The organism is Pricia mediterranea (assembly GCF_032248455.1).
Classification (GTDB): Bacteria; Bacteroidota; Bacteroidia; order Flavobacteriales; family Flavobacteriaceae; genus Pricia; species Pricia mediterranea.
The window spans coordinates 1,961,125-1,986,899 of the sequence record NZ_JAVTTP010000001.1 but is presented as its reverse complement, the minus strand read 5'-3'; the positions used below and the strand labels follow the sequence as shown (position 1 = coordinate 1,986,899).

Genomic DNA, 25,775 nt, shown 5'->3' with positions numbered 1-25,775 from the left:
TAACGTTTGATAATAGTAGGTCGCCTATTTTTATCGTAGTTCCTATGTCATTTTGTTTACTGTCATTTCATCGGTACCGATGAAACATGAACTTAATCGCAAAATCATTCTCGGGCAAAGACCAATTCTCCTTTAACATAAGTCTGCTCAATGGTCATTTCGTTGTCTTTCATAGTGAACAGGATTAAGTCGGCGCGTTTGCCCGTTTCGATAGTTCCGCGTTCGTTCAGGTCGAAGAATTCCGCAGGGTTGGTGCTGGCCATTTGAATGGCATCCTTCAAAGAGCAACCGGTATATTCCATGACCTGGCCCACACATTTACTAATGGGGGATGCAGCTCCCGCCAATACGTTTTCCTTGGGGAGTTTGACTACGTCCGGGGTCAATAAGAGGGTGCGCTCCCCGCGGGTATATTCCCCTGGGGGGAGTCCTGCCAGATCAAGGGCATCGGAGACCAAAATGGTCTTATCGACTCCTTTCGTTTTGTAAAAAGTACGGACTTCCTCCCGGGTCAGGTGATGGCCATCGGCAATAATACTTATGGTCAGCTCGTCGCTCGACAATTGCGGCCATAGTGGATTGTGGTGCCGGTTGATTTCGTTGGCACAACCGTTACCCAGATGGGTCGATAATCTGGCGCCAGCCTCCACGGCAAGCGCTACATCTTTGGCCGAACCGTTGTGATGGCCCAGGGATACGGTAACGCCGCTCTGGACAAGTTTGCGGATAAACGGGATGGCACCATCCAGCTCGGGGGCCAGGGTAATCAGTTCGATACCGCCGTCGGCCGCCTTTTGCAGTTCCTGAAATTCGTCCCAATCAGGCTTCTTGATGTATTTTTCCAAGTGGGCGCCCCGGAAGCCCGCAATCGGGGAAATATAAGGTCCCTCTAAATGGAAGCCGGGGATGGAGGATCCGATTTCCGGATCCTTACGTGCCTCGGCCAAGATGGCGAAATTGGACTTTATCCGCTCGATGTCACTAGTGATGACGGTAGGATAATAGCTTGTTACACCTGCCTTCCACAAGGCTTTGGTCGCTTTTTTAACGCCCTCGACCGTTAAATCAGGACCGGAAAAATCCACTCCAACATATCCGTTGATCTGTATATCGATCAATCCAGGGGCGATATAGATTTTGGAAGCTGCGGCATCATTTTTCAAGGGAGACACTATCGTTATTTTCCCGTTATCCGAAGTAATTGAAACCGGTTTGCCGTCGCTGTACAATATTCCTTCTATTTTTTGAGCTTGAATTGGCATCGGGAAGATTAAGATGAGAACAAAAAGAATATGGATGTTCGGTAATTTCACAATGAAATTTTAAAGTTCGCCGTATTTCTTTACTTCTTCCCATTGTTCGTTGGCTACCGATTTTTCAAGGGCTTCGAGCACGGCAACGCAATGGATGATACTTTCTTTGCTTCGCGAAGTCTCGCCGGTTTTGAACATGTGTACCATGTCGACGTAATTTTTACCGGGGTTCGGCTTTTCCTCCAATCGGGAATTCAGTTCCGTTATGCCCTCGCTGTTTTCTACGTAGGTGCGCCAACCGCGCGTTGTGGTAAAGACCATGGTGGCCATCATACCATCTTCGAATACGAGACTTGCCGTGCTGTTTTTTCCGTTATTTTGGATGCGGACGCGCTCCACGGTGTCGCCAAAAAGATAGAGTAGGGGCTGTAGGGTGTGCACCCCGTAAAAGAAAATTCCGCCGTATTCCGAATCCAGTTCGACTGGACCGTAGCGTACTACCTGATTGATTTCCCCCATGGTTTTAAGCTGTTCTTTGATGTCAAAGGTGTCGTAGCTATTGGCGATAGAACTGAACGAGGTCACCGGAGTGCCAAGTTTTTCGGCAAGCTCCAGAAAGGCCTTGCCTTCCTTGGCGCGATAACAGAAAGGCTTATCGATAAAAGTTGGTATGCCGGCCTCGATAAAGGGAACGGCCGGATCTAGATGGTACTTAGCGTGCCGGTGGTCCACGATGAGTCCGTCGATCTTTCCGAGCATATCGTTCGGATTATCGACGCGATTGGGAATTTGACCTTGTTCCATCGCCTTCTCCGCAAAGGCCTTGGTCTCCCCCCAAACATATTTAACCTCCATTCCGGGGTAAGCTTTTTCGATATTGAAAAGCTTACCGAAACCGGCGGTATGGGAGTTCTCGGCTCCGATAATCCCGATTCTAAACACTTTTTTTGCTTTGTTCCGGGAGAGCCACTGCGCGTTGGCCCCGAAAGGTGTATTCAATGCCAAGGAGGAGAAAGCGGCGCCCTTGCCCAATCTTTCTATAAATGTTCTTCTGGAATTCATAGGATGTAATCAATTAATTCATCTTTTGTGGTCTCTATTTGATAGTTTGTCCGTTCGAGCGCAGTCGAGAACTTAAAGCTCCTGGCGGCCGATGAGGTCTCGACTGCGCCTGTCTTGAACGGAGTCGAAAAGCTCGGTCTGACTGTCTTGACCGCACAAAATCGATAAATTTTCACAACTTCATTTCCCATCCCTTTTCATACTCCCTACTCCACAATTTTTGCGCATCCTTATCTTTTATAATGTGTCCGTCTTTAGGGTCGATATCCAAAGAACGGCCCACCCGTTGGGAAATATTGCCCAACTGCACCAAAAGCGTGCTTTTGTGTCCGGAATCGACATCGGAATGCAAAGTCCCGCCATTTTTTATGGCATCGAACATATTTTGGATATGCAGGGCATCCAGTTTTTCCGCCGGGTTGCTTCTGTTCAGGGCATCTATAACTTCGGTGTTCTTGACTTCCTTGACCACCTCGCCCTTAAGGTCGAACTGGGTATAGCTGTTTCCTGATGGAATTAGGAGGCTTCCGTTCTCCCCGTAAAAAACGACTCCCACGGAAGTTCCTTCGATTGGTTTGCCATTGCAGCTACGGCCTTCCCAAGACATGGTTTTTTCACCGTCAAAATCGAGGTTGATAATCTGGGTGTCGGGCGTCTCCCAATCATCGTCATAACGGTACCGGCCCCCGTTGGAGCTTACTTTGGTCGGATAATCGGCCTCCATGCCCCAGCGCAAGAGGTCAACCATATGGGTGCCGTTATTCAGGGCCTCTCCAGTGCCCCAGTGCCAACGCCAGTGCCAGTCGTAGTGTACAATATTATCTTTATACTCTTTTCTCGGGGCCGGCCCTTGCCATAGGTCCCAATCGAGCCATTCCGGAACGGCTACCTCCTTGCCGACACCTATCGGGCCGCGGTTATTGGTGTACCATCCCTTTCCGTAATAGACCCTGCCGATCACCCCGTCTTTTAATGCCTGTATCGCTTCGATCACGTTCGGCCACGATCGGCGCTGATTGCCCATTTGCACGACCTTCCCGTATTTTTTGGCCGCTTCGACCAAGATTTCGCCCTCGTGCGGGTTGTGGCTAACGGGTTTTTCAACGTACACATGTTTGCCGGTCTCTAACGCGATCAGCGATGCGGGGGCGTGCCAATGGTCCGGAGCCGCAATGACAAGGGCATCCACATCTTTGCTTTCCAATGATTTTCGGAAATCGGTAAAGGATTCCACTTTCCCGTTCTGGCGCTCTTTTAACGCGGCGATACACTTTGTAATCGCGCGACTATCAACATCACAAACGTGGATTACCTTCGAATTCTTTTGGGACGCGAAATTCTGCGCCAAGGCGTTGCCCCGGCTATTGACACCCATCACAGAAACATTGATAGTCTCGTTAGCGCCTATGATGTTCGCGTAGCTTTTAGCGCTAAAAGCAGGTAGGATGCCGCCGGCCATGAAAGCCATAGCGCCCTTTTTTACAAAGTTTCTCCTGGAGTCCGACTTCGGACCATGTGGATTCTTCTCGTCATCGCCTACATCGGATCGGTGGGTAATCGGTTTTTTTTCCTGACTCATGATTCTGGGATTTTAACATTGACAAGATAGGAATTTAAGATCTTTTGGGTTGGTATGAATATTCTTTTCTCTGTACGATTACTTCTCGGTGAATTTATTGATTTGGATTCTAATATTAATATCGCCTATATTTATGATTTATTTAATTTTATTCTTAATTAGTTCATAGAAGGGATGCTCAAAAGGATTTTTTTATGGGAGGCCCGATGATTTTGCCTCCTGGTCCGAGCTGCACTCAGAGACTATTTTGGCCTGTGATTCCCCAAAGCGGATATTGACGAATGCAGAAATGAATCTGCTATTGGCGGAGGCGGTCATGTGGTGAATATCCCGGGGACCTTACCGGCCGAAAAATCGGTACCCGTTTTGTACTGCCCGATTCAGTAGGTGCCATCAACGCGGTCAACTTTTTTAAGGAAGCCGAGGACAGACAGGAGAAGGGAATTCATTCACCCGTAAAGTCTGGTGGGATAAATTAACCGAAACCACAGCGCCAGACGTCCAGAATATTAAATAATACAGGTCTATCGCAAATGAAATTTAATTCGAGTGCTTTTTATATCAAAATAATATCGGGTGAAAGTTGGAGCATATTTACTTTTTCCTTTCTTATCTGTATTATCTTTTCTCAATGTACCGCAAATTTGCCCATCGGCGACGAGGACAATGGGGGACTTTTTTTACCGGAGGGCTTTGAAGCACTGGTAGTGGTCGATAGTCTTGAAGGCCGTGCCAGACATCTAGCCGTAAAGGACAACGGCGACATCTACGTAAAATTGAGGTTTCCCGATTCCGTAGGGGGTAACGCCGCCCTTCGCGATACCGACAACGATGGTAAGGCCGATATTATTGAGACTTTCGGCGATTATCTCGATAAAAGCAGTTATGGAACGGCGATGCGCATTCATAACAACTATCTCTATTTTAGTTCCGTCACCCGCATATTCCGTCAGAAATTGACCGATAAATTGGTGCCGGACTCCGAAATGGAACTGATCGTTAGAGACACCCAGCCTCCCCGGCAACACGATACCAAACCGATAGCTTTCGATAAAAAGGGAAATTTATATACGCCCTTCGGGGCACCCTCCGATGCCTGTCAAGTGGATGATAGAGTTTTTATGTCCCCTGGAATGGATCCCTGTCCCATTCTCGAACACAGGGGGGGCATATGGAAGTTCGATGCCAATAAAAAAGGGCAGCTCCAAAAAGATGGGGAAAAATTTGCAACCGGCCTAAGAAGTGTCGTGGCCTTGGAATGGAACGACCAAGCCGATAACCTGTTTACCGTTGTTCATGGCAGGGACCATATGCACAATACATGGCCGGAACAATTTACGGTATGGGAGGGTGCCATGCTGCCTTCCGAAGTTTTTCTAAAGCTCGAGGAGGGTTCCGATGCGGGTTGGCCATACTATTATTACGATCAAATGAAGGAAGACTATTTTCTCAGTCCCGAGTATGGAGGGGACGGAAAAAAGCAGGGTGAAAAGGTCAATACGCTGGAGAGACCCTTGGTGGGTTTCCCGGGACATTTTGCCCCTAACGATCTTTTGTTCTATACGGGAGATCAATTCCCCGAGCGTTATAAAAATGGAGCTTTTATGGCCTTTCACGGCTCTACAAGCAGAGCCCCCTATCCGCAAGCGGGCTATTTTGTCGCCTTTGTGCCCATGGAAAACGGAACGCCTTCGGGATCATGGGAAGTATTTGCCGATGGTTTTGCCGGGGTCGATACCATACTCAATACCAGTGACGCCAAACATCGCCCAATGGGTCTTGCGATGGGCCCGGATGGTTCGATATACATATCCGATTCGGTAAAAGGAAAGATATGGCGCGTTATGTACAAAGGCGATAAAGAAGGTTTTGGCAAGGCACAATTGGCAAAAATGGATGAACGAAAAAAACAGGCCCCGAATATAAAAACTCCTGATGAGGTAAAAGACATCGTGGCAACGGAAGCGGATGGTTTTTTCCCAAAGGAGGGAAACATGGCGGAAGGTGCTAGACTATACAATTCCCATTGCGCGCTATGCCACCAAAAGAACGGGCGGGGCAACGACCGCTTTCCACCTTTGAACTATTCCGATTGGGTCATAGGTGACAAGGAAAAGTTGATCGACGTCATCCTGAACGGTCTTGAGGGAGAAATTATGGTACGTGGAAAATCGTATAACAATGTGATGCCCAAACTTGACCACCTAAAGAATGAAGAAATTGCCCTTATTTTAACGTACATCAGACAGAATTTTGGTAATCGTTCGAGTGGAATAAACCCGGATGAAGTGGCCAAAGTCAGAAAAGCGACCGCCAAATAAATAGATGGTTTTGATGTTAAGGAACCGAGCAAAGAAACGACAACAGATGAAAACCGAAAGAAGATCGGCAATTAAAAAAATAGTGGCCTCTACCACCGCCTTGGTCGGGCTTGGGCCTATGGCCATGGCAAGAAGCGAGAAATCGAAAGAAAATCCGCTAGGTTTACCCCCAAAACATGATTATTTTAGGGAACTGGGAGTCACCCGTGTGATCAATGCAGGTGCGACCATGACCTTTTTGTCCGGATCGTTAATGATGCCCGAGACCCTGGCGGCCATCAATGCCACAGCGCATGACTTCGCCGATATGTACGAACTACAGGACAAGGTCGGGGCCAAGATTGCCGAAATGCTTCATTGCGAGGCGGCCATGGTTACCTCCGGGGCCGCTGCCGCATTGGTGTTGGGTACGGCGGGTATCATTACCGGCACCGATGCCGATAAAAGAAAACAGCTGCCCAATCTTGCTGGAGACCGCCCCGAGGTCATCATGCAGAAAAGCCATCGTTATGTATTCGATCAGGCAATAACCACAACCGGAGCAAAAATTATAGAGGTAGAGGGGCCGGATGAAATGGAAAAGGCCATTAACAAGAATACGATAATGGCCCTGTTCTTTAACGGTGCCATATCATGGTACGGCATTAAGGATTCTATAGATCATGAAGAATTTGTAGCCGTTTGCAAACGACACAAAATTCCGTCATTTATAGATGCGGCGGCCGATGTCCCCCCGGTGGAAAACCTTTTCAAATATCAAAAAATGGGCTTTGACCTCGTCACCTTCTCGGGGGGCAAGATGATCCGAGGTCCCCAGAGTGCGGGATTGCTTTTCGGGAGAAAAGACCTTATTGAGGCTGCCAAACTGAACAATAGTCCGCATGAAGCTCCTATCGGCCGTCCGATGAAAGTGAACAAGGAGGAGATGTTCGGCATGTATGCCGCGCTCAAATCCTACCTGGAACGCGATCATAAGAAAGAATGGCAAGATTGGCTGTCCCGTGCCGAGAGCATTCGGTCGGAAATTGCAACCATACCAAGTGTAAAGGGAGAGACCCACGTGCCTGACGGCCCGGCCAATGTCGTCCCCAGCCTTCATGTCACTTGGGACCAAAAACGAGTTAAGACCACTCCCAAAGAAGTATATGATGCATTGAAAGGAGGAACGCCCAGTATCGTTTGTGGCGGTGTAGGGCAAAAGGATGGAAAAGAGTTATTGAGCGTGGGAGTTGTGCTGCTGAGACCGGAGCAGGTATCCATTGTAGCCAAACGACTCAAGGAGGTTTTGCGGCAGGCGGTCCGATGAAAGGCGGCGTCCCCACTCTTTTTAAGGGCGGGCGGGAGTTTATATAACGAAGAATCATTTTAAGGCCAAAATAATTAAACCATGAAAAGTCTCTACCTAATACTTGTTCTGATCATGTCATTCTTTGGAAACCGCGTTGCCGCCCAGGAATATGACATTGTAATCAAAGGCGGCCATGTCATTGATGCCAAAAACAACATCGATGCCCTACTGGATGTGGCCATCAAGGAAGGTAAAATCGCCAAAGTGACAAAAAATATTGATGCAGAAAAAGCCGTTCAGGTTGTCGATGGCGAAGGTTTTTATGTAACTCCCGGCCTTATCGATATCCATACGCACGTCTTTGCGGGAACCCTTCCCGACCACTATCTCGCCAATAGCTTTAGTGCCCTTCCTCCCGATGGTTTTACATTTCGGGTAGGCGTAACCACAGTGGTAGATTGTGGTGATCCCGGATGGAAAACGTTTCCTGTTTTTAAGGAAAATATCATCGATAGGTCCAAGACCCGGGTGCTTGCCTTCCTGAACATCGTAGGCGAGGGGATGAGGGGCGGCGCCTACGAACAGGACACCAGTGATATGGACCCCAAACTAAGTGCCAACGTGGCCAAGCGTTTTAAGGACGATATCGTGGGGTTCAAGGTGGCCCATTTTGAGGACCCAAGCTGGATTCCCGTCGACCGAGCGGTAAAAGCCGGGGAACTGGCTGGGGGGATTCCGGTCATCGTTGATTTCGGGGGCGATGATAGACATCCCCCGTTGTCCATAGAAGAATTATTTTTTGACCATCTCCGTCCCGGGGACATCTACACTCATACCTACACCGAACTCGACAGAAGAGATCCGATAGTCGATACAAAATCCCGACAATTGAAGCCTTTTGTTACCAAAGCTAGGGAGAGGGGCATCATTTTCGACGTTGGATATGGCGGCGCCAGTTTTGATTACGGGCAGGCCATACCTGCGACGGAAGCGGGACTTTTCCCTACTACGATCAGTACCGATCTCCATACCGGAAGCATGAACAGCGCGATGAAGGATATGCTCAATGTGATGGGTACGTTTTTGGCCTTGGGCATGCCTCTTCCCGAAGTAATCAAGGCCAGTACCTGGGCGCCCGCACAGGCCATAAAGCGTGAAGAACTGGGTAATCTTTCGGAAGGTTCCCCAGCCGATGTGGCCGTTTTCAATTTGAGGCAAGGCGACTTTGGTTTTTGGGACAGAAAAGGCAAAAAGTTGATGGGTAAACAAAAGTTCGAATGCGAAATGACCATAAGGGACGGAAAAATCGTTTACGATCTTAACGGGATTGCAGAGCCCATAGTCGTTCGCTAATCTTATTTTTATCAACTGGACTCATTTAATTCTAAGACCATGAAAAGTTACTGTTTATTGCTCGCGATGATTTTATCCTCCATCGGTAATTCCGCTATCGCCCAAGAATATGACATCCTTATCAAGGGAGGCCATGTCATTGATGCCAAGAACGAAATCGATGCCGTAATGGACGTGGCCATCAATGACGGGAAGATTGCCGAGGTGGCAAAAAACATCGGTGCGGAACAGGCCGTGCAGGTAGTCGATGCCAAAGGATTGATTGTGACCCCCGGACTTATCGATATTCACGGGCATGTTTTTGCGGGTACCGAGCCGCGACATGCCTACAGCAACGGTTTTAACGCACTGCCCCCGGACGGTTTTACCTTTCGGGTAGGCGTAACGACGATAGTGGACTGTGGCGGTCCCGGTTGGAAAACGTTCCCCACCTTCAAGGCGAATATCGTCGATAGGTCCAAGACCAGGGTGCTTGCCTTTTTGAACATCGTGGGCGAAGGGATGCGGGGCGGCGTCTATGAACAGGATACCCATGATATGGATCCAAAAATGAGTGCCATGGTCGCCAGACAATATCCCCAGGATATCGTTGGGTTCAAGGTCGCCCATTACAACGGACCCGAGTGGACACCTGTAGACCGTGCGGTAGAAGCGGGCAATATGGCCGATATCCCTGTCGTCATCGATTTTGGAGGAAGTAACCCCCCGTTATCCATCGAAGAACTGTATATGGAACACCTTCGGCCCGGAGATATCTTTACGCATGCTTTCGGGCAGTTGGCCAGCAGGGAAGCGATTGTAGATGTGCAAACCAAAAAGGTAAAGCCCTTCGTTTATAAGGCCCAGGAAAGGGGTATTATCTTCGACGTGGGCTATGGAGGCATCAGCTTTGCCTATTCCCAGGCCATTCCCGCAGTGAAAGAAGGTTTTTATCCCAATACCATCAGCACAGATCTGCATACGGGCAGTATGAACAACGCCATGAAGGATATGCTGAACGTCATGTCAAAGTTTATGTTGATGGGCATGAATCTCAAGGAGGTAATCGCGGCGAGCACCTGGAATCCCGCGAAAGCCATCAAACGCGAAGATTTGGGGAACTTATCCGTTGGTGCGCCTGCGGATGTCACCTTGTTAGGGATGAGGGAAGGTCATTTCGGTTTTTTTGATTATACGGGCCATAAAATGGAGGGGGATAAAAAATTGGAATGTGAAGTCACCATACGTGACGGAAAAATCGTGTACGATCTTAATGGAATCGCAGACCCCATTGTTATACGGTGAAAAGCTGTAAATTGAGCTGTTAAAAAACGATGGTGAAATCCCTGCCCCCATTTCCAAGTACAGGTTCCGACTCAAGAGACGCAACGGCCGTTTACAGCGGGAAGGTCGGGAATGGTACGATCTGAAACATCCAATATAAATTTTAAGACCAAGAATAGAATTCCTAATCTAAAATCAGTAAAAATGAAGGACAAGACAAGTAGAAGAGCATCATTTAAAAAAATGGGAATGGGCCTGGCGGCGATTTTCGGCGTGGGAACCGTCAATGCCATGGGCAAGAGACCGGTCAGGGCACAGAAAGAGGTCGTTGGTGAGATTACCTACGATCAGGATATACCATTATTCTCGGGAGGCGTAAAACACGGGAACACGCTATATATCGCCGGCAAGGGCGCCCATGTAGAACCTTATGAAATTAAGGCCCATACGGAAATCGTTTTGCAAGAACTTCAAAAAGAGTTGGAAAAGCACGGCTCCTCAATGGAAAAAGTATTGAAGGTCAATGTATATCTGGCCGATCTGGCGGATTACAAGGGAATGAACGAGGTGTTTAGGGGACGTTTTGGCAAGAATCCTCCCGTTAGGACTACTGTTGCCACCTACGGGGGGGTACCGGGAGATTCCTTGGTGGAAATGGATTGTATAGCTTCCTTGGACTAACCCAGTATAATTCTTTAACCGGTTCAACTCTTGATCATAATGAGGTATAGATTCAATTTTTTGGCATTTTTTATATTCATCTTTTTTCTGCTTCAAAACCTATCGGCACAAACAATCCCAAAGGAAGAACTGATATTTCTTACCTCGGAATGGAAGGGGGAGCGCTTCGATGACGGTAGGCCCAAACTGCCGGACGATCTGTTGGAACGTGCCAAAAAGATCGGTATCGACGACGCATGGACCGTATTGAAGAACCAGGGGTACACCAACCAGTTCGAGGGCAATTGGAAAATGGTGCACGACGATGTGCCCGTGGTCGGTCGGGCCCTTACCGCCCTTTTCATGCCCAGCCGCCCCGATGTCGAGAAAAATATCAAGGAGAGAGGTATAAATTCCCAGGGGAGAAAGGGCAACACCAACTCCTGGCCCATAGAAGAGCTCACCACCGGCGATGTGTACGTGGCCGACAGCTTTGGCAAGATCAAGGCGGGCACGCTGATGGGCGCCACCCTGGCGACGTCGATTTTCAGCAAATCCGGGAACGGGGTGGTCTTCAACGGGAGTGCAAGAGACCTTGAGGCCATCGCCGAGATCGAGGGCTTCAATGCCTTTGTACGGGACTTCCACCCCTCCTTTCTTGAGGAAGAAGTGCTTATGGGCCTCAATACACCGATCCGCATCGGGGAGGCCATGGTATTGCCCGGCGACCTGGTACTGGCCAAAAGGGAAGGCGTCCTGTTCATTCCCGCCCATCTGGCCGAGCAGGTGGTCGGTACGGCGGAGTTCGTATCCCTAAAGGATGTCTTTGGTTTTGAAATGATCAGATCCAACCAATATACTACCGGCGAGATAGACAGCAAGTGGACGGACAAGATCAAGGACGATTTTATCCAGTGGCTCGAAAAGAACCCCGAACTCGGGAAGATGACCAGGGAACAGGTCGATAGAATATTGAGCGAACGAACGTGGTAGATGTCCGCAGAACAGTAACAGGTCCTATTTAAAAACAACAGATCCATGAAAAATTTAAGTCTCTTGTTCTTTGCGCTCGTTCTCTTCTCTTTCCTGGCCTGCAAAGATGGGAACAGACCTGCCGGACCGGCTTCGACCGAGACCAATGTTGAAAACCCCGCACTGGAAAGGGGCGAAGTCGAAGATGCCGTTGCGGCCCTGAACGCCGCGTTGGTGGATCCCGAAAGGACCGTTTTAAAAGGTATGGCCGCGGATGACCTGTCCTACGGGCATTCGAGCGGAAACATCCAGGATGGGGAAACGTTTATCGACGACCTGATGAACGGCCCCTTCGATTTTCTGTCCATCGACACTTCCGACGAAAGCATCCATATTTCAGGGAGTACCGCCATAGCAAGGCACGTACTTTCTGCTAAGGGAACGAACGAGGGCGAACCCGCAGAGGTACACATCGGGATCATGCTCGTCTTTCAGAAGAAGAATGGCAAACTCCGGCTTCTGGCAAGACAGGCGTACAAATTATAACCGACCGCACAACCACCAACTACTACATATAATGAAGAAGATCAACCTATATTCCATAAGCCTGGGCATCGCCCTGCTATTGTTACTTGTCGTGCTCGGCATGGTCCTTACCGGGAATATTGGGAGTGCCGGACCCTATATGCTGTTATTCTTTACGACCCTGGCGCTGGGGTTCAGCGGTTATAAATCCCTGAACGGCATGGTGTTCACCACGATGATCTTTGCGGGGGTATCGGCGGCACTGTACTATCCGGGACTATTTACCGAAATAGGGAATGTCAAGCTGACGATCTTGATCATCCCGCTGATCCAGATCATCATGTTCGGCATGGGCACCCAGATGGGCCTGAAGGATTTCGCGGCGGTATTCAAGACCCCTAGGGGGGTTCTGATAGGCGTTGCCGCACAGTTGATGATCATGCCGTTTGTGGGCTACGGGCTGGCCAAGGTCAGTAATTTTCCGCCCGAGATCGCGGCCGGCATCGTATTGATCGGATGCTCCCCCAGCGGGGTCGCCTCGAACGTGATGGCCTATCTAGCCAATGCGAACCTGGCACTCTCGATCACCATAACCTCTATAGCTACCTTGTTGGCACCCTTCCTGACCCCCCTGTTGATGAAGCTTTTGGCGGGGGAGTTCGTACAGATCGACGTTCTCGATATGATGTGGAGCATTACCAAGATGATCATTATCCCCATCGGTGCGGGACTGTTGTTCAACCGGCTCTTCAAGACCAAATGGCTCGATAGGGCGATGCCCGTGGTATCGATGTTGGCCATCGGCATTATAATAATGATCATTACCGCCGCCGGAAGGGACAGCCTTCTCGATATCGGAGGCATCCTAATGCTGCTCGTACTGGTGCATAACCTGTTCGGGTATGGTCTGGGCTATGGCTTTGCCAAGGTCTTCAACATGCCGGAACAGGACGCACGCACCATTGCCCTCGAAGTAGGGATGCAGAACGGCGGACTTGCCTCGGGCATCGCGAATTCCCTGGGAAAGATAGCTACCATGGGTCTTGCGCCGGCCGTTTTCGGGCCGTTGATGAACATCACGGGATCCATTCTGGCCTCCTACTGGCACAAAAAACCTCCTAAGTCTCAAAATCCGGAAACATCCTAAAATGATTCACCCTTCTTAGTCTTCGACCTCCACGATCATTTCGACCTCTACCGCGATGTTTCCTGGCAAAGAACCCATGCCTACCGCGGCACGGGCATGCTTTCCGCGCTCTCCGAACACCTCGACCATCAGATCGGAATATCCGTTTACGACCTTGGGCTGATCAGGGAAATCAGGGGTGCAGTTGACCATGCCCAACACTTTAACGACACGTATAACTTTATTGAGGTTGCCGAGTTCGTGCTTCAATACCGATAGCTGATTGATTCCGGTGATACGTGCCGCTTCGTAGCCCTGTTCGATGCTCAGGTCGTCACCCAATTTTCCGGTAATATTTTCGCCATTCGCTTTTTTTGGGCCTTTGCCCGATAAGAAAATCAGGTTTCCGGTACGTACCGCATTAACAAAGTTCGCTATCGGCGGGGATGCGGGGCTGAGCTCGATGCCCAATTCGGCCAATTTGGCTTCGGGATCATAGTTCGGATCCGCCGTTTGTACGGGCTCTTCGCTCTGTTGCTCGTTTTCCTGTGCTGTATTGCACGAAATTAGACCTAAAAAGGCAATAGTAACTAATAAGGTTTTCATCATTTAATTTTTTTGGAGTTGTGAAACTAAGCATTTTCGAGTACTTCTTTAACTCGTTTTGCCACGATACGTTCTTGCCCTGGTTCCATCATCCAGGTAGTGATACCGACTTCGTCATTGTTGCCCACCGTTTCAATGGATGGATGCCCATCGCGCAGCTGCTCTCGCATCGCATCTTTGGTAATTTTGACCACATTTTCGTCCCATCGGATTTTTAGGCTGGGAACATGGTTGGCATGGGGAGGTACGTGGATTTCGGTTTCCACTCCTTTTATGGATTTCGCGCTGTCGCTAATCATTTGGATCTGGTTTTCCCAAAGTTCCCATTCCTTTTCATGATCTCGGGCCAAATAGAGCTCCAAAGCGACCAACATGCCCAATACCTCTTCTTTGTTGACTTTCATGCCTCTGGCAATGGTCGTTCCGCGCGGTGGGGTGTGCATACGAGCCGCTTTGATCAGATCTTTTCTACCTAAAAGCAAGCCGGCGCTTTGTGGCCCTCGAAGTCCTTTACCCCCGGAAAAAGCAACCAGATCAAATCCCATTTTGGTAAATTTGAACAGATTGTCGACAGGCGGCACGTCAGCCGCAGCATCGATAAAAGTCGGGACGTTGTGCTTTTTTCCCAAGGCTACAAATTCCTCCCTGGTTATCGCGCCCTGATCGGTATTGGCATTTAAAAACCATAATAGGGCCGTATTTTTGTTAATGGCCTTTTCGAGTTCCTTGGCGTTCGCTACCCGTATCAATTTTGCCCCTGTATTGGTCAGGGCGTGCGTGTACCCGATATTGTGGGCTTCTTGAAGGATCACCTCATTTCTGACTCCGCTCGTATCGGGCAGTTGTTTTACCTTTTCCTCGTCCGCACCGCACATTACTCCCGCCAACCCTATCGTCATGGCTCCGAAAGCACCGGAGGATACTGTGGCATACTCACATTTCAATAACTGGGCGATACGCTCCCCGACCTTGTCATTTAGTTCGTCAAGATTTACGTATTCGGTGGTTCCGAAATTGATGGCATCGGTCACAGGCTTTGACATCAACGATCCCGTCATGGAGGTATAAGTGCCTGCGGCGTTAATAAATGTTCGGACTCCCAGCTCCTTAAAAAAATTTCGGGCTTCGGGGATGGCCACCGCTTCTACGGTTTTCGCGGATAGGACACTTGGTCCCAACATTCCGCCTATAACGGGTAAGGTAGATAAGGCTTTCAGTGCTTTTCTTCTGCTTAACATGACGCTTTATTTAAATTATGACTATATGAACTCATTTAAACTTTTTCTTATTACCTACGAATCTCGAATTTTAATCGACCCATTCCGCTGCTGCGAGCCCGTTTAGGTGATAGGCCAAGCCGTCCCAACCGGCGCCACCTGCATCGATCACTGCAGTTTCGCCATATTCAAAGACGAACCCATCGGACGGCAAGGCCGAAAATCCTCTCAGATGCGAATCGGGCTGTGTGCCGTAAGAGTTGCGGTCGATCGGTCTAAGAGTCGCTACCGCTAAAAATAGAAAGAAAACGATACTAAATCGGAACGACCTGATGACCGATGTTTTTTTCATTTGGATGATTTTTAGTTTGCTTTACATTTCGGCCTCTGCTTTGATCGGAACGATTTTCCCACCGCTTTCCTGCTGGGTCAACTTTACTTTCTGTACCTCGCTCATTTTCACTTCACTTGCCTCATTCCCAAAACTCGACCGGATGTACGTCAACACCTCGGCAATTTCTCTATCGCTCAAAAAGCTGTGTTGGGGCATTACCCCGTTGTAAACCTCTCCATCGATAACTAAACTGCCCTCCATACCGTTGAGTACGATTTTTATCAGTCTTTCCTTATCCCCGGCCACCCAATCGGTATTTGTTAGAGGGGGGAATCTGCCCGATGCGCCCCTACCGTTCATTTGATGGCAGGCACTGCAATACTTTTGATATAACTGCGCTCCGCCCACTAAATTTTTGGGCATGAGATTGTCCTTTTCCTTATCCGGAGTGCGAATGTGGGACATTTGCTTCCGTTTTTCCATGACCAAGAGCTCTTCTTTCCCGAAATTTTCCGTATCCCCGTTGTAGGTTATTTTCCAAATCTTTCCCTTTACGGAATCCGAAATATAAAGCGATCCATCGGGGCCGACCGCTATGCCCATAGGCCTATGATGGGCATCCTTGGTATTTACGATAGGATCCACCTCCGCAAACCCATCCGCAAATACTTCCCACTCGCCTTTGGCTTCGCCGTCTTCAAATGGCACAAAACCCACAAAATATCCCGATTGCGGATAGGGTGCACGATTCGTGGAACCGTGAAAGGCGACAAACGCCCCATTTTTATAACGATTAGGAAACTGGTCGCCGGTATAGAAGACCAGGTCGTTGGGTGCCCAGTGGCCCGGAAAGCCCATGAAGGGGTTCTCAAAATCAGCGCATCTGCCAATTACTTCACCATCCCCTCCATATTCGGGTGCCAGTACTTTTTCCTCCCTTATTTGATCGTAATAACAATACGGCCATCCGAAGTCCGAACCCTCGGTTACTCTCATAAATTCCTCCGATGGCAAAAGGGCACTTTCCCAAGGCGAATACTTATCGGGCCATAGTCGTAACAAGTCATCGCGACCGTGCATAACCACATACAATTCCCCATCCACCGAGTTCCAATCCATCGCTACGACACTTCTGATGCCCGTGGCATATTTGAACCCATCTTTTTGGGTCTGATTTAATTTGTTGGCATCGAACCGCCAGATGCCGCCATGGTCTTCCAATTGCGGACAGGGGTCAAGACCTGGAGCGCCGGGCGTACGTTTCGGCTCTTGACACGCACTGGAGGGGGCACCGAACGGGACATACATATATCCCTTATCATCAAATGCTAGCGGCTTGCCAATATGTTCGTGAGATCCGTGGGGGTGATCATCGGTCAGTACCGTTTCCATTTTACCTTCTGGCACCAGGGTATCAGGGTTCAATTTATAACGGTAGACTACGAGCTCGGTGCTAAAATAGAGATACCCGTTATAGATTCGGGCCGCCGTGGAATAGCCCCATTTCTTTTGGTCTTCGGACGAAATCCCGAATTTCCTCATCCTATCTGCCCTACCATCGTTATCTTTGTCGCGCAAAGCGGCCAAGGACCCTTCGGGACCGGCAGATTTGAAATTCACGTAGATATCGCCGTTGGTATTTACGGCCAAATGCCTTGCCGTTTCGGAAATGCTATCCACCACCACCGAAGATTCAAATCCCACTGGAAGTTGGAGGCCGCCATCGGCAACGGACCGATCGCAGCTAGTTATTAAGGCGGAACAAAGTCCGACAAGCATATATAGCTTGAATCGGTTTAACATTGGTTTGGCCAGGTTTGGTGGCTACGCATCCCTCAATAGTGTTGGATGCTGGATAGGAGGTCCTAAGATACAACTTATGTTAAATATGGAGGGCGAAATAATTTCTGACAGCAAAGTGGATTATGTTTTTGGTTATCAACTTTCTAATTCCATCAGCACGTACATGGTGGATCTATTTTTAACCCTCTCAGTACGAAAGACAAATAGTTTATGAGGATTTTACGACTTACGAAAAAACCTTTATTTTTGCCGTCCCGATAAAACCGCCGTTAGCGATGATCTGGAATCGGCATTCTCGGCCCCGTAGTTCAATGGATAGAATAGAAGTTTCCTAAACTTTAGATGCAAGTTCGATTCTTGCCGGGGCTACATTATCGTTAAATTTTTGTTGCCCGTTCCCAACCAAACTTGCTAAAACGAACCAGTACAAAGATGACCAATAAAAATACCGAGGCCGAACGTCTGGCCGCTCCCGACCATTTTCAAAACTGGAAAAAATGGGGGCCTTACCTGGCCGAAAGACAATGGGGCACCGTTCGCGAAGATTATAGTGCCCATGGACAGGCCTGGAATTTTATCGACCACGAAAAAGCGCGTAGCAATGCCTATCGCTGGGGAGAAGAAGGTATCGGCGGATTTTGTGATTCGCGCGAGATACTCTGTCTGGCACCGGCCTTTTGGAACGGGAAGGACAGGATTTTAAAAGAACGTCTGTTCGGACTCACCAATGAGCAGGGCAACCACGGGGAAGACGTCAAGGAGCTCTATTTTCACCAAGTCTCCACGCCCACACATTCCTACTGCAAGTATCTCTATAAGTATCCGCATAAAAAATTTCCGTACGCCAAATTGGTCAAGAAAAACAGACGGAGCCGGGAAGAACCGGAATTCGAGCTCTTGGACACCGATGCGTTCAGGAATAACGCTTATTTTGATTGTTTTATCGAATACGCCAAGGCCGGGGTAGAAGACATCCTGATGAAGGTGACCGTGGTGAACAGGGGGGCTCGAAAGGCAAAGCTACACGTGCTGCCCCAGCTGTGGTTCCGTAATTTTTGGAAGCACAACGAAAAATACGAACGGCCCCACATGAAATCCATGGCCGACGATTGTGTGCGTTCACGAAGTGTCCGCAACGGCAGGTATTACTTCTACCACGAGAACGGCGAACAGCTTTTTTGTGAGAACGAGACCAACAACCAACGTATCTATGGCGCGCTGAACGAGGTCGATTACGTAAAGGACGGCATCAACGACCATGTGGTAAACGGAAAAGCCACCGTAAATCCGGATAAGAAAGGATCGAAGCTGGCCATTTGGCACAGCCTGAGCCTAAGGGCCGGGGAAGAAAAAACGATACGGGTACGCCTTCGAAAAAAGAAGATGAAGCATCCCTTTGCCGATTTTGACGCCATTTTCGACAGGCGGATACGGGAATGTGACGCATTCTACGGCAATATTATCCAAAAAGATCTGCCCCCGGCACATCAGGAAATTGCTAAAAAAGCCTTCTCGGGGCTGCTATGGACCAAGCAGTTCTATTATTATGATGTCTTCAAATGGCTGTTCGGTGGGCCCGGGGAAGCGCAACCCTACCGGGTAAATCCTCGAAATGCGGGCTGGCAGCACCTCACCAACCGGCATGTCATTTCGATGCCCGACAAGTGGGAATACCCGTGGTATGCCGCTTGGGATTTGGCTTTTCACATGGTCTCTTTCGTAGATATCGACCCGTGCTTTGCCAAAGAGCAGCTGTTGTTGGTGCTTCGCGAGAGCTATATGCACCCCAACGGACAGATTCCCGCCTATGAGTGGAATTTTAGTGACGTGAACCCGCCTGTGCATTCCTGGGCGGTATGGACGGTCTTTGAAAAGGACAAGGCACGTACTGGAACGGGCGATACCGATTTTTTGGAAAAGACCTTTCAAAAACTGATGATCAACTTTACCTGGTGGGTCAACCAAAAGGATAAGCACGGCACCCACCTGTTCGATGGCGGCTTTTTGGGTCTCGATAACATTGGGGTGTTCGACCGCAACCACATGCCCCCGGGCATCACTAGGATGCAGCAGGCCGATGCGACCAGTTGGATGGCCATGTTCACCCTGAATATGCTACGGATGGCACTGGAGTTGGCGAAGACGAACAAAAACTATGAAGATATTGCGGCCAAATTCTTCAGACATTTTTTGAATATTGCCTGGGCCATGCACCACATCGGTAAAGAGCATATATCGCTTTGGGACCATACTGATAATTTCTATTACGACGTGGTCGAGATGTCCAACGGGATGACCGATAGACTGAGAGTGCGGTCACTAGTGGGGATCATACCGCTGTTCGCGGTGGAGATAATTCCTAAAAACCTGTATGCGGAGTTAAAGGACTTTAAGGTGCGGGCAGCGGAAATTATAAAGAGCAGACCGTCGCTGGCCTCCTTGATTTCCCGGATCGAAGAAACCAATAGCAAGGGGGACCATCTTTTTTCGGTAATGCGTGCCTTTCGCCTGGAACATGTGCTCAAAAGACTTTTGGATGAAGAGGAGTTTCTATCCGATTACGGCATTCGCTCCCTCTCCAAATACCACGAAAAACATCCTTTTGTGTTCCGGCACCATGGGCACCATCAAATACAATACGAACCTGGCGAAAGCCATTCGAACATGTTCGGCGGCAATTCGAACTGGCGCGGCCCTATCTGGATGCCCCTGAACTATATGATCGTTCAGTCCCTACGCAAGTATTACACCTACTACGGACCGGAATATGTCTATGAATTCCCCACTGGATCTGGCATCAAGATGAACCTTCGCGAAATTGCCAATGCGTTGACAAAGCGTTTGATGGGGCTTTTTGAAAGGGATAAAAAAGGGAAGTTCCATTACCATGCCGATACCAAGGGCAAAAATTTCTCAGAGGATGCAGATTTCAAAAACGAGCATCTCTTCTATGAGTTCTTTGACGGGGACACTGGCAAAGGACTGGGAGCCTCGCACCAGACCGGATGGACGGCCCTGATCGCAAACCTGATCATGGATATGGAAGGGGATAAAAACCACGGGGCCGAGGATGGTGCCTTGATCGAGAGTATCTTGGACAGCAAGGAACAATAATGTGCTACGCTATCGTTGAACCTCAAGAAAGTTGTCGTCCCAATACTGCGACTTAGCCCTAGCACCATGCCCAAAACGTACCGTACGGATGTTCGACATCAGAATTACCGAAATCACGTAAACGTCTTTCAAAATCCTTCCGGAGCTTTTGGTTAGATTTCTAATGGGCTACTTTTTGATTTTAATTGAAATTCAGAGATTCAACCAATTTTTGAATTCAGCAGCTCGATTTTTACTTATCAAAATGGAGGTTTTGGTTTCTGGGAAAGTCAAGAGTTTAAGCTGGTTGTTTCCGTACTTCACAATTTTTTCAATACTAGATATTGCGATGATGTATTGACGGTTGGCCCTAAAAAAATAATTTTCATCCAACTGGGAATACAATTCATCAAGACTTGCATTGGTCGTTGACCGTGAACTATCGAAGCAAACCACATAGGTAACGGTGTTTTCAGTATAAATATGGGCAATATCTTCTGTAGGAATGGATAACAACTCGTTATGGCGGTGGGTCAGAATTCTCTTTTTCGCTTCCGAGACCGCGGCATCTTCGTTCACCTTTTGCTGGTATTCGTCCAAGGCGCGGTTCAGTTTTGAAAAATTGAGTACTTCATCTTCCAGCTTTTGTTTTTGTAGTTCAAGTCGATTCTCATATTTACTGCCAATAAACCGAACGGTAATCACAAAGGCGGGAATGATGATAAGCCCTAAAACAGCAAATATGACATAGAAACGATCTCGTAGCCTATTTAACTGCGAAATCAGGCGCTTTAAGTTCGCATTTGAGGCCACTATCCAATCCGAACCCTGAACCGGAAACATAAAAAAGACATCGGAACTTACAGCGGCCTGCCCACCGGTATTTTCGGGCCGGTTGTTCTTTCGCTGCATCAGTAGATTATAGAATTCATCGGCACTTAGGTCATCGGCCACCGATGATACGAAAGACTCGTTTGAGCCTATCTTTTGCCCGACCTGTTTCACGTCGGGATGGCAGACGATCCGTCCTGACCAATCGAGGATACTGATAAAAATGGATTCCTGATCCGTATGGTCGATGCTGGCCTGAAAGTGGCTGATGACGGAATCCTTTACAACACCTCCACTCAACTCGTGCCCTACGAGGATAGCCATGGAGCGGGCTTCTTTTTTTCCGATTTCAAGCTGCGTAGTGACTAACTCCAGACTGCTTGATCGTAAGGCGAACCGGATGGCGATCAACGCGACAACAACGTAAATGATCGTCACGGAAATAAAGGTGAGAAAATAAAGCTTATCCTTACGCATAATGGGCAGGGCAATTTTTTCGAATATACTAATTTGAACGCTGCTACGAAACTTAAAGGTATTGGCTTCCTTTCCAATGCCCTGCTATCGAACCCCCTTCTTTTAATCCGCTATATTCCCTTTTGAGGCGTAAAATTCCCTCTTACTTAACTTTTGTTGTCATTGATAAACCCAGTTTGTTGTTTTGGGAAATAAGATCCAAAACACTACTGAATTATGAAAAAAGCGATTCCGTTGGTCATTCTCATTGGCGTCTTGTTTGTTTCCTGTAGCAATGACAGTGAATCCGACCTCATGGATCCCGATCCCGATGGACCCATTTCCTACGAAGCCAATATCAAACAAATTATCGGCAATAACTGCTTGGGCTGCCATAGTGCACCACCCGTAAACGGAGCCCCCTTTGCCTTGACCACCTATGATCAGGTAAGAAATAGCACGGAAAATGGAAATTTATTGGCTGCCATTAAACGACAGACCGGGGAGTCGGCCGCGATGCCGCCTGCGGGCAGATTGCCCCAGTCCACCATCGATTTGATAGAACAATGGGCCGACGAGGGATTTTTAGAACGATAGAAGAGGGGCAGATCTCATGAAAAACATATACCACCACTGCTATGTTATTTTGCTGCTAGCTTTCTTTATGCTGTACGGCCAGCTACTGAATGGCCAAAAGCGTTACCTCGATAAAAAGGGGACAATCGTTTTTGAAGCATCGGAGGAATTTTTTGAGGAGGTCAAGGCGAAAAGCGAATCGGTAACCGCCATTTTGGATCCTGCCAAAAACGAGATCGCTTCCTTGGCGCTCATTCGCGGGTTTCGGTTTAAGAATTCCTTGATGCAGGAGCACTTCAACGAAAACTATATCGAATCTGATCTCTATCCTAAGGCGATTTTCAGGGGAGAAATCCTTGATTTCGACATAAATGAACTCGGAAGTACCGGTAAGGAATACACCATCAAAGGAGTGCTTGAAATCAGGGAACGCAAAAAAACGATCGAGCCTATCGTACAGATACAAAAGATCGACAATGTGATTTCGTTACAGGGCAGATTTGAGGTGCGGCCTAAGGATTTTGACATTCAGATTCCAAAAATAGTGGAGAACAAGATCGCCAAGGTGGTTAACGTACGCTTCGACTTTAAGCTGGCAGCAAATGAAAACGAATAGAAAATACCTGTATCCCGGCCTTCTAGGACTACTGATTCTATTAATACTCGGTGGATACCTCTATTTAAATCGATCACATAGGAATATTGCCGAGGAAGAAGCCCGTTTTACGGTTACTACGGCTGAACTGGTAGATAGTTTTGGAAGGTCCGGAGCGACGTCGAAAATAGCCGACCAGGTCATCGAGACCAAAGGAAAGATTACGGCACTGGACGAAAAATCGGTTACTCTCGACAAAAAGGTCGAGGTAAGCTTTGCGCAAAAGTTGCCCCCTAGTATTGATATCGGCATGGAAGTCACGGTAAAGGGTCGCTGTGTGGGTTATGACGATCTGCTGCAGCGGGTGAAGGTAGATCAGGCGATGTTGATAGAACCCCTTTGAATCGAAAGTAAATCGTATCGAATATGAATAAAATAATTGGTATTCTGCTGTTATGGCCCCTGTTGACCTGGAGTCAAGACGACCTTCTTGCCGAAATAGATACTGATGCTGTTTCCGAGAGCTATGAAATTGCAGCGTTCAAGGGGTTGAAACTCATAAATATAGAAACGACCAAAATGGTGCCGCAAAAGCAGTTCTTTTTTGTGGTTTCCCACCGTTTTGGCTCGGTCAAGACCGGTATTGAAGATTTTTTCGGCCTAGACCAGGCAGTCACTCGGTTAAATTTTATCTACGGTATATCCGACCGTATAAACATTGGGGTGTCAAGAAGTTCATTTCAAAAAACCTATGAAGCGTCCCTGAAACTTCGATTGGTACGCCAGGCCACTACGGGGTCTCCGGTGACCCTGGTGTGGTTCAACAGTGTACAGTTCAACGGACTGCTGGACGATGAAGAGCTGCCGGGCCTTGAATTCAAGCACCGCTTGGGGTATGCCAGTCAACTGCTGGTTTCGCGAAAAATATCCAGAAATATATCCCTTGAACTGGCACCCACCTATTTTCACGATAACCTGGTGCCGTTGGCAGGACAGGATAATTCACAATTGGCGCTCGGGCTAGGAGGGCGATTTAAATTTTCAAAACGCTGCGCGATCAACCTGGATTATGGACTGCATCTGAACCGCGCCGAAAATTCCCCCTTTGTAAACCCGTTTTCGGTCGGATTGGATATAGAGACCGGAGGCCACGTATTTCAATTGCATTTTACCAATGCGCAGCCCATGAACATCAATAACTTTTTGGGGGAAGCTACCGGTGATTGGGGAAGCGGGGATATTTATTTCGGCTTCAATATTATAAGGGTTTTCTAAGGGTCACTTTTCTTAAGTCCCGAATTTCCCTTTCAACGGACGATATTCCTTTTGAGGAAAATTAATTTTAACATGAACTGTATTTGAACTTCATTTGATGTTGACGACCTAAAAATTAAGAATATGAAATGAGCATAAACTTTTTTGAGCATACCTTACCGATACGATTAAAATAAGTTTATGCGAAAACGAAGTGGTTACATCTGTTTATAATTTTGTGATTACTTCTTTTTTAACCGATTATAAAATGTTAAACAGATGAAAAAGCCATTGATTGTATTGTTTTCTACCTTGTTTTTGTTGAACTGTTCGACCGATGACGGGATTGCGCCCACCCCTCCTGATACGGATCCCGATACCGAAGAACCTGAACCTGAACCTGAGCCGGAACCGGAAGCCAATGCGGTGCGTTTGCGCGACGACGGTACGTTTGGCAACATGCTGACGGATTCCGAAGGGATGTCGCTTTATTATTTCTCCCCCGACGCCAAAGGAAATTCGAACTGTACCGATGGTTGTCTCGATAATTGGCCCGTTTTTTACCAAGCCGACCTCACTTTGGATGAAGGTCTCGATGCCGATAACTTTGGGTCGATAACCCGAAACGACGGCGATATGCAGACTACCTATAAGGGGTGGCCGCTGTACTATTATGCCAACGACAGTGCCGAAGGCGATGTTACCGGAGACGGGGTAGGCTCGGTCTGGTTCGTCGCCAAACCGGATTATTCGGTGATGATGGCACGGGCGCAACTGGTAGGCCGAGACCCCGATGGTGTGGAGACCAACCTTACCGAAGAGTATGAGCCCGGGGATGGCGATACGTTCTATATGACCGATGCGTTCGGCAATACCTTATACGCTTTTATCAATGATACCAATGGGGTCAACAACTATACGGATGAAGATTTTTCCAACAATGCCCTATGGCCCATTTTCGAGGAGGAGCTGGAAGCCGTTCCGAGCGTATTGGATGCTGCCGATTTTGGCAGTATCGATGTGTTCGGCAGACAGCAATTGACCTTCAAGGGATGGCCCCTGTACCACTTCGGCCAGGATGAGTCGCGAGGTGATAACTATGGCGTCGGCTTTCCGGCACCGGGAATTTGGCCGATCGTGAATCCAAATACCGAAACGGCACCCGAGCCTGAATCTGAGAACGTGGTCTATAGCATAACCAATGATGGGGCGGTATCCTATATTTTTAATGGAAATGGACTGACGGATGCCGTGAATCCGGACTTCACCCTTACCCGGGGGCAAACGTACGAGTTCGATGTGAATGCGCCCGGGCACCCCTTCCTTATTAAGTCCGTGCAAAGTACCGGTACTGACGAAACCTATGAAGATGGAGTCGACGATAACGGTGCAACTGACGGGAAGGTGACCTTTACTGTGCCCATGGATGCGCCGGATACCTTATACTACGCATGCGAGTTTCATAGTCCTATGACGGGAACGCTCAACATCGTAGATTGAAATTGAAAAAGAGGATTGTACTTAAATTGCTACTTTTAAGATCAGGGTACCCAATGGGCATCCTGGTTTTTTTTATTGATCGTCAACTAAACGACGATTCGATGAACT

Annotated in this window: 22 protein-coding genes and 1 tRNA gene; 15 read left to right on the top strand and 8 right to left on the bottom strand. The window is 48.3% G+C overall.

Annotated elements, in window-relative coordinates:
- Positions 1-104: 104 nt before the first annotated feature.
- From nagA to RQM65_RS08260, 3 genes are all read right to left on the bottom strand, one after another.
- A complete protein-coding gene (gene nagA / locus RQM65_RS08270) occupies positions 105-1,313 on the bottom strand; it encodes an N-acetylglucosamine-6-phosphate deacetylase (RefSeq protein ID WP_314014082.1) in 1,209 nt (402 codons plus the stop codon).
- 9 nt (positions 1,314-1,322) lie between these two features.
- Complete coding sequence (locus RQM65_RS08265) at positions 1,323-2,315, bottom strand: Gfo/Idh/MocA family protein (protein WP_314014080.1); 993 nt, start codon at positions 2,313-2,315, stop codon at positions 1,323-1,325.
- Positions 2,316-2,487: 172 nt separating this feature from the next.
- Positions 2,488-3,894: a Gfo/Idh/MocA family protein gene (locus RQM65_RS08260; protein ID WP_314014079.1), complete on the bottom strand. Its 1,407-nt coding sequence runs from the start codon at positions 3,892-3,894 to the stop codon at positions 2,488-2,490.
- Between the two features lie 533 nt (positions 3,895-4,427).
- On the opposite strand from RQM65_RS08260, the gene RQM65_RS08255 reads away from it, so the two are divergent.
- The 8 genes from RQM65_RS08255 to RQM65_RS08220 all read left to right on the top strand — a co-directional run bounded on the left by RQM65_RS08255 (position 4,428) and on the right by RQM65_RS08220 (position 13,423).
- Positions 4,428-6,215 (top strand): PQQ-dependent sugar dehydrogenase, encoded by a 1,788-nt coding sequence (locus RQM65_RS08255; RefSeq protein ID WP_314014077.1) that lies wholly within the window; start codon positions 4,428-4,430, stop codon positions 6,213-6,215.
- 46 nt (positions 6,216-6,261) lie between these two features.
- Entirely contained in the window at positions 6,262-7,521 is a 1,260-nt protein-coding gene (locus RQM65_RS08250; protein WP_314014075.1) for an aminotransferase class V-fold PLP-dependent enzyme, read from the top strand.
- 81 nt (positions 7,522-7,602) lie between these two features.
- Positions 7,603-8,856, top strand: a complete 1,254-nt coding sequence (locus RQM65_RS08245; RefSeq protein WP_314014073.1) for an amidohydrolase/deacetylase family metallohydrolase — start codon at positions 7,603-7,605, stop codon at positions 8,854-8,856.
- Between the two features lie 39 nt (positions 8,857-8,895).
- Positions 8,896-10,140, top strand: a complete 1,245-nt coding sequence (locus RQM65_RS08240; protein WP_314014071.1) for an amidohydrolase/deacetylase family metallohydrolase — start codon at positions 8,896-8,898, stop codon at positions 10,138-10,140.
- A gap of 183 nt (positions 10,141-10,323) precedes the next feature.
- Complete coding sequence (locus tag RQM65_RS08235; protein ID WP_314014070.1) at positions 10,324-10,800, top strand: RidA family protein; 477 nt, start codon at positions 10,324-10,326, stop codon at positions 10,798-10,800.
- Positions 10,801-10,839: 39 nt separating this feature from the next.
- A complete protein-coding gene (locus RQM65_RS08230) occupies positions 10,840-11,772 on the top strand; it encodes an RraA family protein (RefSeq protein WP_314014068.1) in 933 nt (310 codons plus the stop codon).
- A 45-nt stretch (positions 11,773-11,817) separates the two neighbouring features.
- Positions 11,818-12,297 (top strand): nuclear transport factor 2 family protein, encoded by a 480-nt coding sequence (locus tag RQM65_RS08225; protein WP_314014067.1) that lies wholly within the window; start codon positions 11,818-11,820, stop codon positions 12,295-12,297.
- A gap of 31 nt (positions 12,298-12,328) precedes the next feature.
- Positions 12,329-13,423, top strand: coding sequence for a bile acid:sodium symporter family protein (locus RQM65_RS08220; protein WP_314014065.1), 1,095 nt, complete (start codon positions 12,329-12,331; stop codon positions 13,421-13,423).
- Between the two features lie 15 nt (positions 13,424-13,438).
- Here the strand turns inward: RQM65_RS08220 and RQM65_RS08215 are convergent, their stop codons facing one another.
- The 4 genes from RQM65_RS08215 to RQM65_RS08200 all read right to left on the bottom strand — a co-directional run bounded on the left by RQM65_RS08215 (position 13,439) and on the right by RQM65_RS08200 (position 17,362).
- Entirely contained in the window at positions 13,439-14,008 is a 570-nt protein-coding gene (locus tag RQM65_RS08215) for a RidA family protein (RefSeq protein WP_314014064.1), read from the bottom strand.
- Positions 14,009-14,034: 26 nt separating this feature from the next.
- A complete protein-coding gene (locus RQM65_RS08210) occupies positions 14,035-15,246 on the bottom strand; it encodes an aminotransferase class V-fold PLP-dependent enzyme (protein WP_314014063.1) in 1,212 nt (403 codons plus the stop codon).
- Between the two features lie 70 nt (positions 15,247-15,316).
- The gene (locus RQM65_RS08205; RefSeq protein ID WP_314014061.1) at positions 15,317-15,577 is read right to left on the bottom strand and encodes a hypothetical protein; all 261 of its coding nucleotides are present in this window, start codon (positions 15,575-15,577) and stop codon (positions 15,317-15,319) included.
- 21 nt (positions 15,578-15,598) lie between these two features.
- Positions 15,599-17,362 carry a PQQ-dependent sugar dehydrogenase gene (locus RQM65_RS08200; protein WP_314014059.1) on the bottom strand — a complete coding sequence of 588 codons (1,764 nt, stop codon included), beginning with the start codon at positions 17,360-17,362 and terminating at the stop codon, positions 15,599-15,601.
- 297 nt (positions 17,363-17,659) lie between these two features.
- Here RQM65_RS08200 and RQM65_RS08195 point away from each other — a divergent pair.
- Together RQM65_RS08195 and RQM65_RS08190 are read left to right on the top strand one after the other, a co-directional pair.
- Positions 17,660-17,731 (top strand) — tRNA-Arg (locus RQM65_RS08195).
- 63 nt (positions 17,732-17,794) lie between these two features.
- Positions 17,795-20,476 carry an MGH1-like glycoside hydrolase domain-containing protein gene (locus tag RQM65_RS08190; RefSeq protein WP_314014058.1) on the top strand — a complete coding sequence of 894 codons (2,682 nt, stop codon included), beginning with the start codon at positions 17,795-17,797 and terminating at the stop codon, positions 20,474-20,476.
- Between the two features lie 192 nt (positions 20,477-20,668).
- Here RQM65_RS08190 and RQM65_RS08185 read toward each other — a convergent pair whose 3' ends face one another.
- Positions 20,669-21,763 (bottom strand): LytR/AlgR family response regulator transcription factor, encoded by a 1,095-nt coding sequence (locus tag RQM65_RS08185; protein WP_314014057.1) that lies wholly within the window; start codon positions 21,761-21,763, stop codon positions 20,669-20,671.
- Positions 21,764-21,979: 216 nt separating this feature from the next.
- On the opposite strand from RQM65_RS08185, the gene RQM65_RS08180 reads away from it, so the two are divergent.
- The 5 genes from RQM65_RS08180 (at position 21,980) to RQM65_RS08160 (ending at position 25,667) form a co-directional block, all read left to right on the top strand.
- Positions 21,980-22,339: a hypothetical protein gene (locus RQM65_RS08180; RefSeq protein ID WP_314014055.1), complete on the top strand. Its 360-nt coding sequence runs from the start codon at positions 21,980-21,982 to the stop codon at positions 22,337-22,339.
- 16 nt (positions 22,340-22,355) lie between these two features.
- Positions 22,356-22,934, top strand: coding sequence for a YceI family protein (locus tag RQM65_RS08175; protein ID WP_314014053.1), 579 nt, complete (start codon positions 22,356-22,358; stop codon positions 22,932-22,934).
- Positions 22,921-23,316, top strand: a complete 396-nt coding sequence (locus tag RQM65_RS08170) for a hypothetical protein (RefSeq protein WP_314014051.1) — start codon at positions 22,921-22,923, stop codon at positions 23,314-23,316. The genes RQM65_RS08175 and RQM65_RS08170 overlap by 14 nt, the downstream gene beginning before the upstream one ends.
- Positions 23,317-23,339: 23 nt before the next feature.
- Positions 23,340-24,188: a DUF5777 family beta-barrel protein gene (locus RQM65_RS08165; RefSeq protein WP_314014050.1), complete on the top strand. Its 849-nt coding sequence runs from the start codon at positions 23,340-23,342 to the stop codon at positions 24,186-24,188.
- Between the two features lie 258 nt (positions 24,189-24,446).
- The gene (locus RQM65_RS08160) at positions 24,447-25,667 is read left to right on the top strand and encodes a hypothetical protein (protein WP_314014048.1); all 1,221 of its coding nucleotides are present in this window, start codon (positions 24,447-24,449) and stop codon (positions 25,665-25,667) included.
- The last annotated feature ends 108 nt before the right edge of the window (positions 25,668-25,775 follow it).

Bases quoted from the DNA above. Each gene is read 5' to 3' on its own strand.
- RQM65_RS08265 (WP_314014080.1), bottom strand. From the start codon at position 2,315: ATGAATTCCAGAAGAACATTTATAGAAAGATTGGGCAAGGGCGCCGCT.
- RQM65_RS08260 (WP_314014079.1), bottom strand. From the start codon at position 3,894: ATGAGTCAGGAAAAAAAACCGATTACCCACCGATCCGATGTAGGCGAT.
- RQM65_RS08255 (WP_314014077.1), top strand. From the start codon at position 4,428: ATGAAATTTAATTCGAGTGCTTTTTATATCAAAATAATATCGGGTGAA.
- RQM65_RS08250 (WP_314014075.1), top strand. From the start codon at position 6,262: ATGAAAACCGAAAGAAGATCGGCAATTAAAAAAATAGTGGCCTCTACC.
- RQM65_RS08245 (WP_314014073.1), top strand. From the start codon at position 7,603: ATGAAAAGTCTCTACCTAATACTTGTTCTGATCATGTCATTCTTTGGA.
- RQM65_RS08240 (WP_314014071.1), top strand. From the start codon at position 8,896: ATGAAAAGTTACTGTTTATTGCTCGCGATGATTTTATCCTCCATCGGT.
- RQM65_RS08235 (WP_314014070.1), top strand. From the start codon at position 10,324: ATGAAGGACAAGACAAGTAGAAGAGCATCATTTAAAAAAATGGGAATG.
- RQM65_RS08230 (WP_314014068.1), top strand. From the start codon at position 10,840: ATGAGGTATAGATTCAATTTTTTGGCATTTTTTATATTCATCTTTTTT.
- RQM65_RS08225 (WP_314014067.1), top strand. From the start codon at position 11,818: ATGAAAAATTTAAGTCTCTTGTTCTTTGCGCTCGTTCTCTTCTCTTTC.
- RQM65_RS08220 (WP_314014065.1), top strand. From the start codon at position 12,329: ATGAAGAAGATCAACCTATATTCCATAAGCCTGGGCATCGCCCTGCTA.
- RQM65_RS08215 (WP_314014064.1), bottom strand. From the start codon at position 14,008: ATGAAAACCTTATTAGTTACTATTGCCTTTTTAGGTCTAATTTCGTGC.
- RQM65_RS08210 (WP_314014063.1), bottom strand. From the start codon at position 15,246: ATGTTAAGCAGAAGAAAAGCACTGAAAGCCTTATCTACCTTACCCGTT.
- RQM65_RS08205 (WP_314014061.1), bottom strand. From the start codon at position 15,577: ATGAAAAAAACATCGGTCATCAGGTCGTTCCGATTTAGTATCGTTTTC.
- RQM65_RS08200 (WP_314014059.1), bottom strand. From the start codon at position 17,362: ATGTTAAACCGATTCAAGCTATATATGCTTGTCGGACTTTGTTCCGCC.
- RQM65_RS08190 (WP_314014058.1), top strand. From the start codon at position 17,795: ATGACCAATAAAAATACCGAGGCCGAACGTCTGGCCGCTCCCGACCAT.
- RQM65_RS08185 (WP_314014057.1), bottom strand. From the start codon at position 21,763: ATGCGTAAGGATAAGCTTTATTTTCTCACCTTTATTTCCGTGACGATC.
- RQM65_RS08180 (WP_314014055.1), top strand. From the start codon at position 21,980: ATGAAAAAAGCGATTCCGTTGGTCATTCTCATTGGCGTCTTGTTTGTT.
- RQM65_RS08175 (WP_314014053.1), top strand. From the start codon at position 22,356: ATGAAAAACATATACCACCACTGCTATGTTATTTTGCTGCTAGCTTTC.
- RQM65_RS08170 (WP_314014051.1), top strand. From the start codon at position 22,921: ATGAAAACGAATAGAAAATACCTGTATCCCGGCCTTCTAGGACTACTG.
- RQM65_RS08165 (WP_314014050.1), top strand. From the start codon at position 23,340: ATGAATAAAATAATTGGTATTCTGCTGTTATGGCCCCTGTTGACCTGG.
- RQM65_RS08160 (WP_314014048.1), top strand. From the start codon at position 24,447: ATGAAAAAGCCATTGATTGTATTGTTTTCTACCTTGTTTTTGTTGAAC.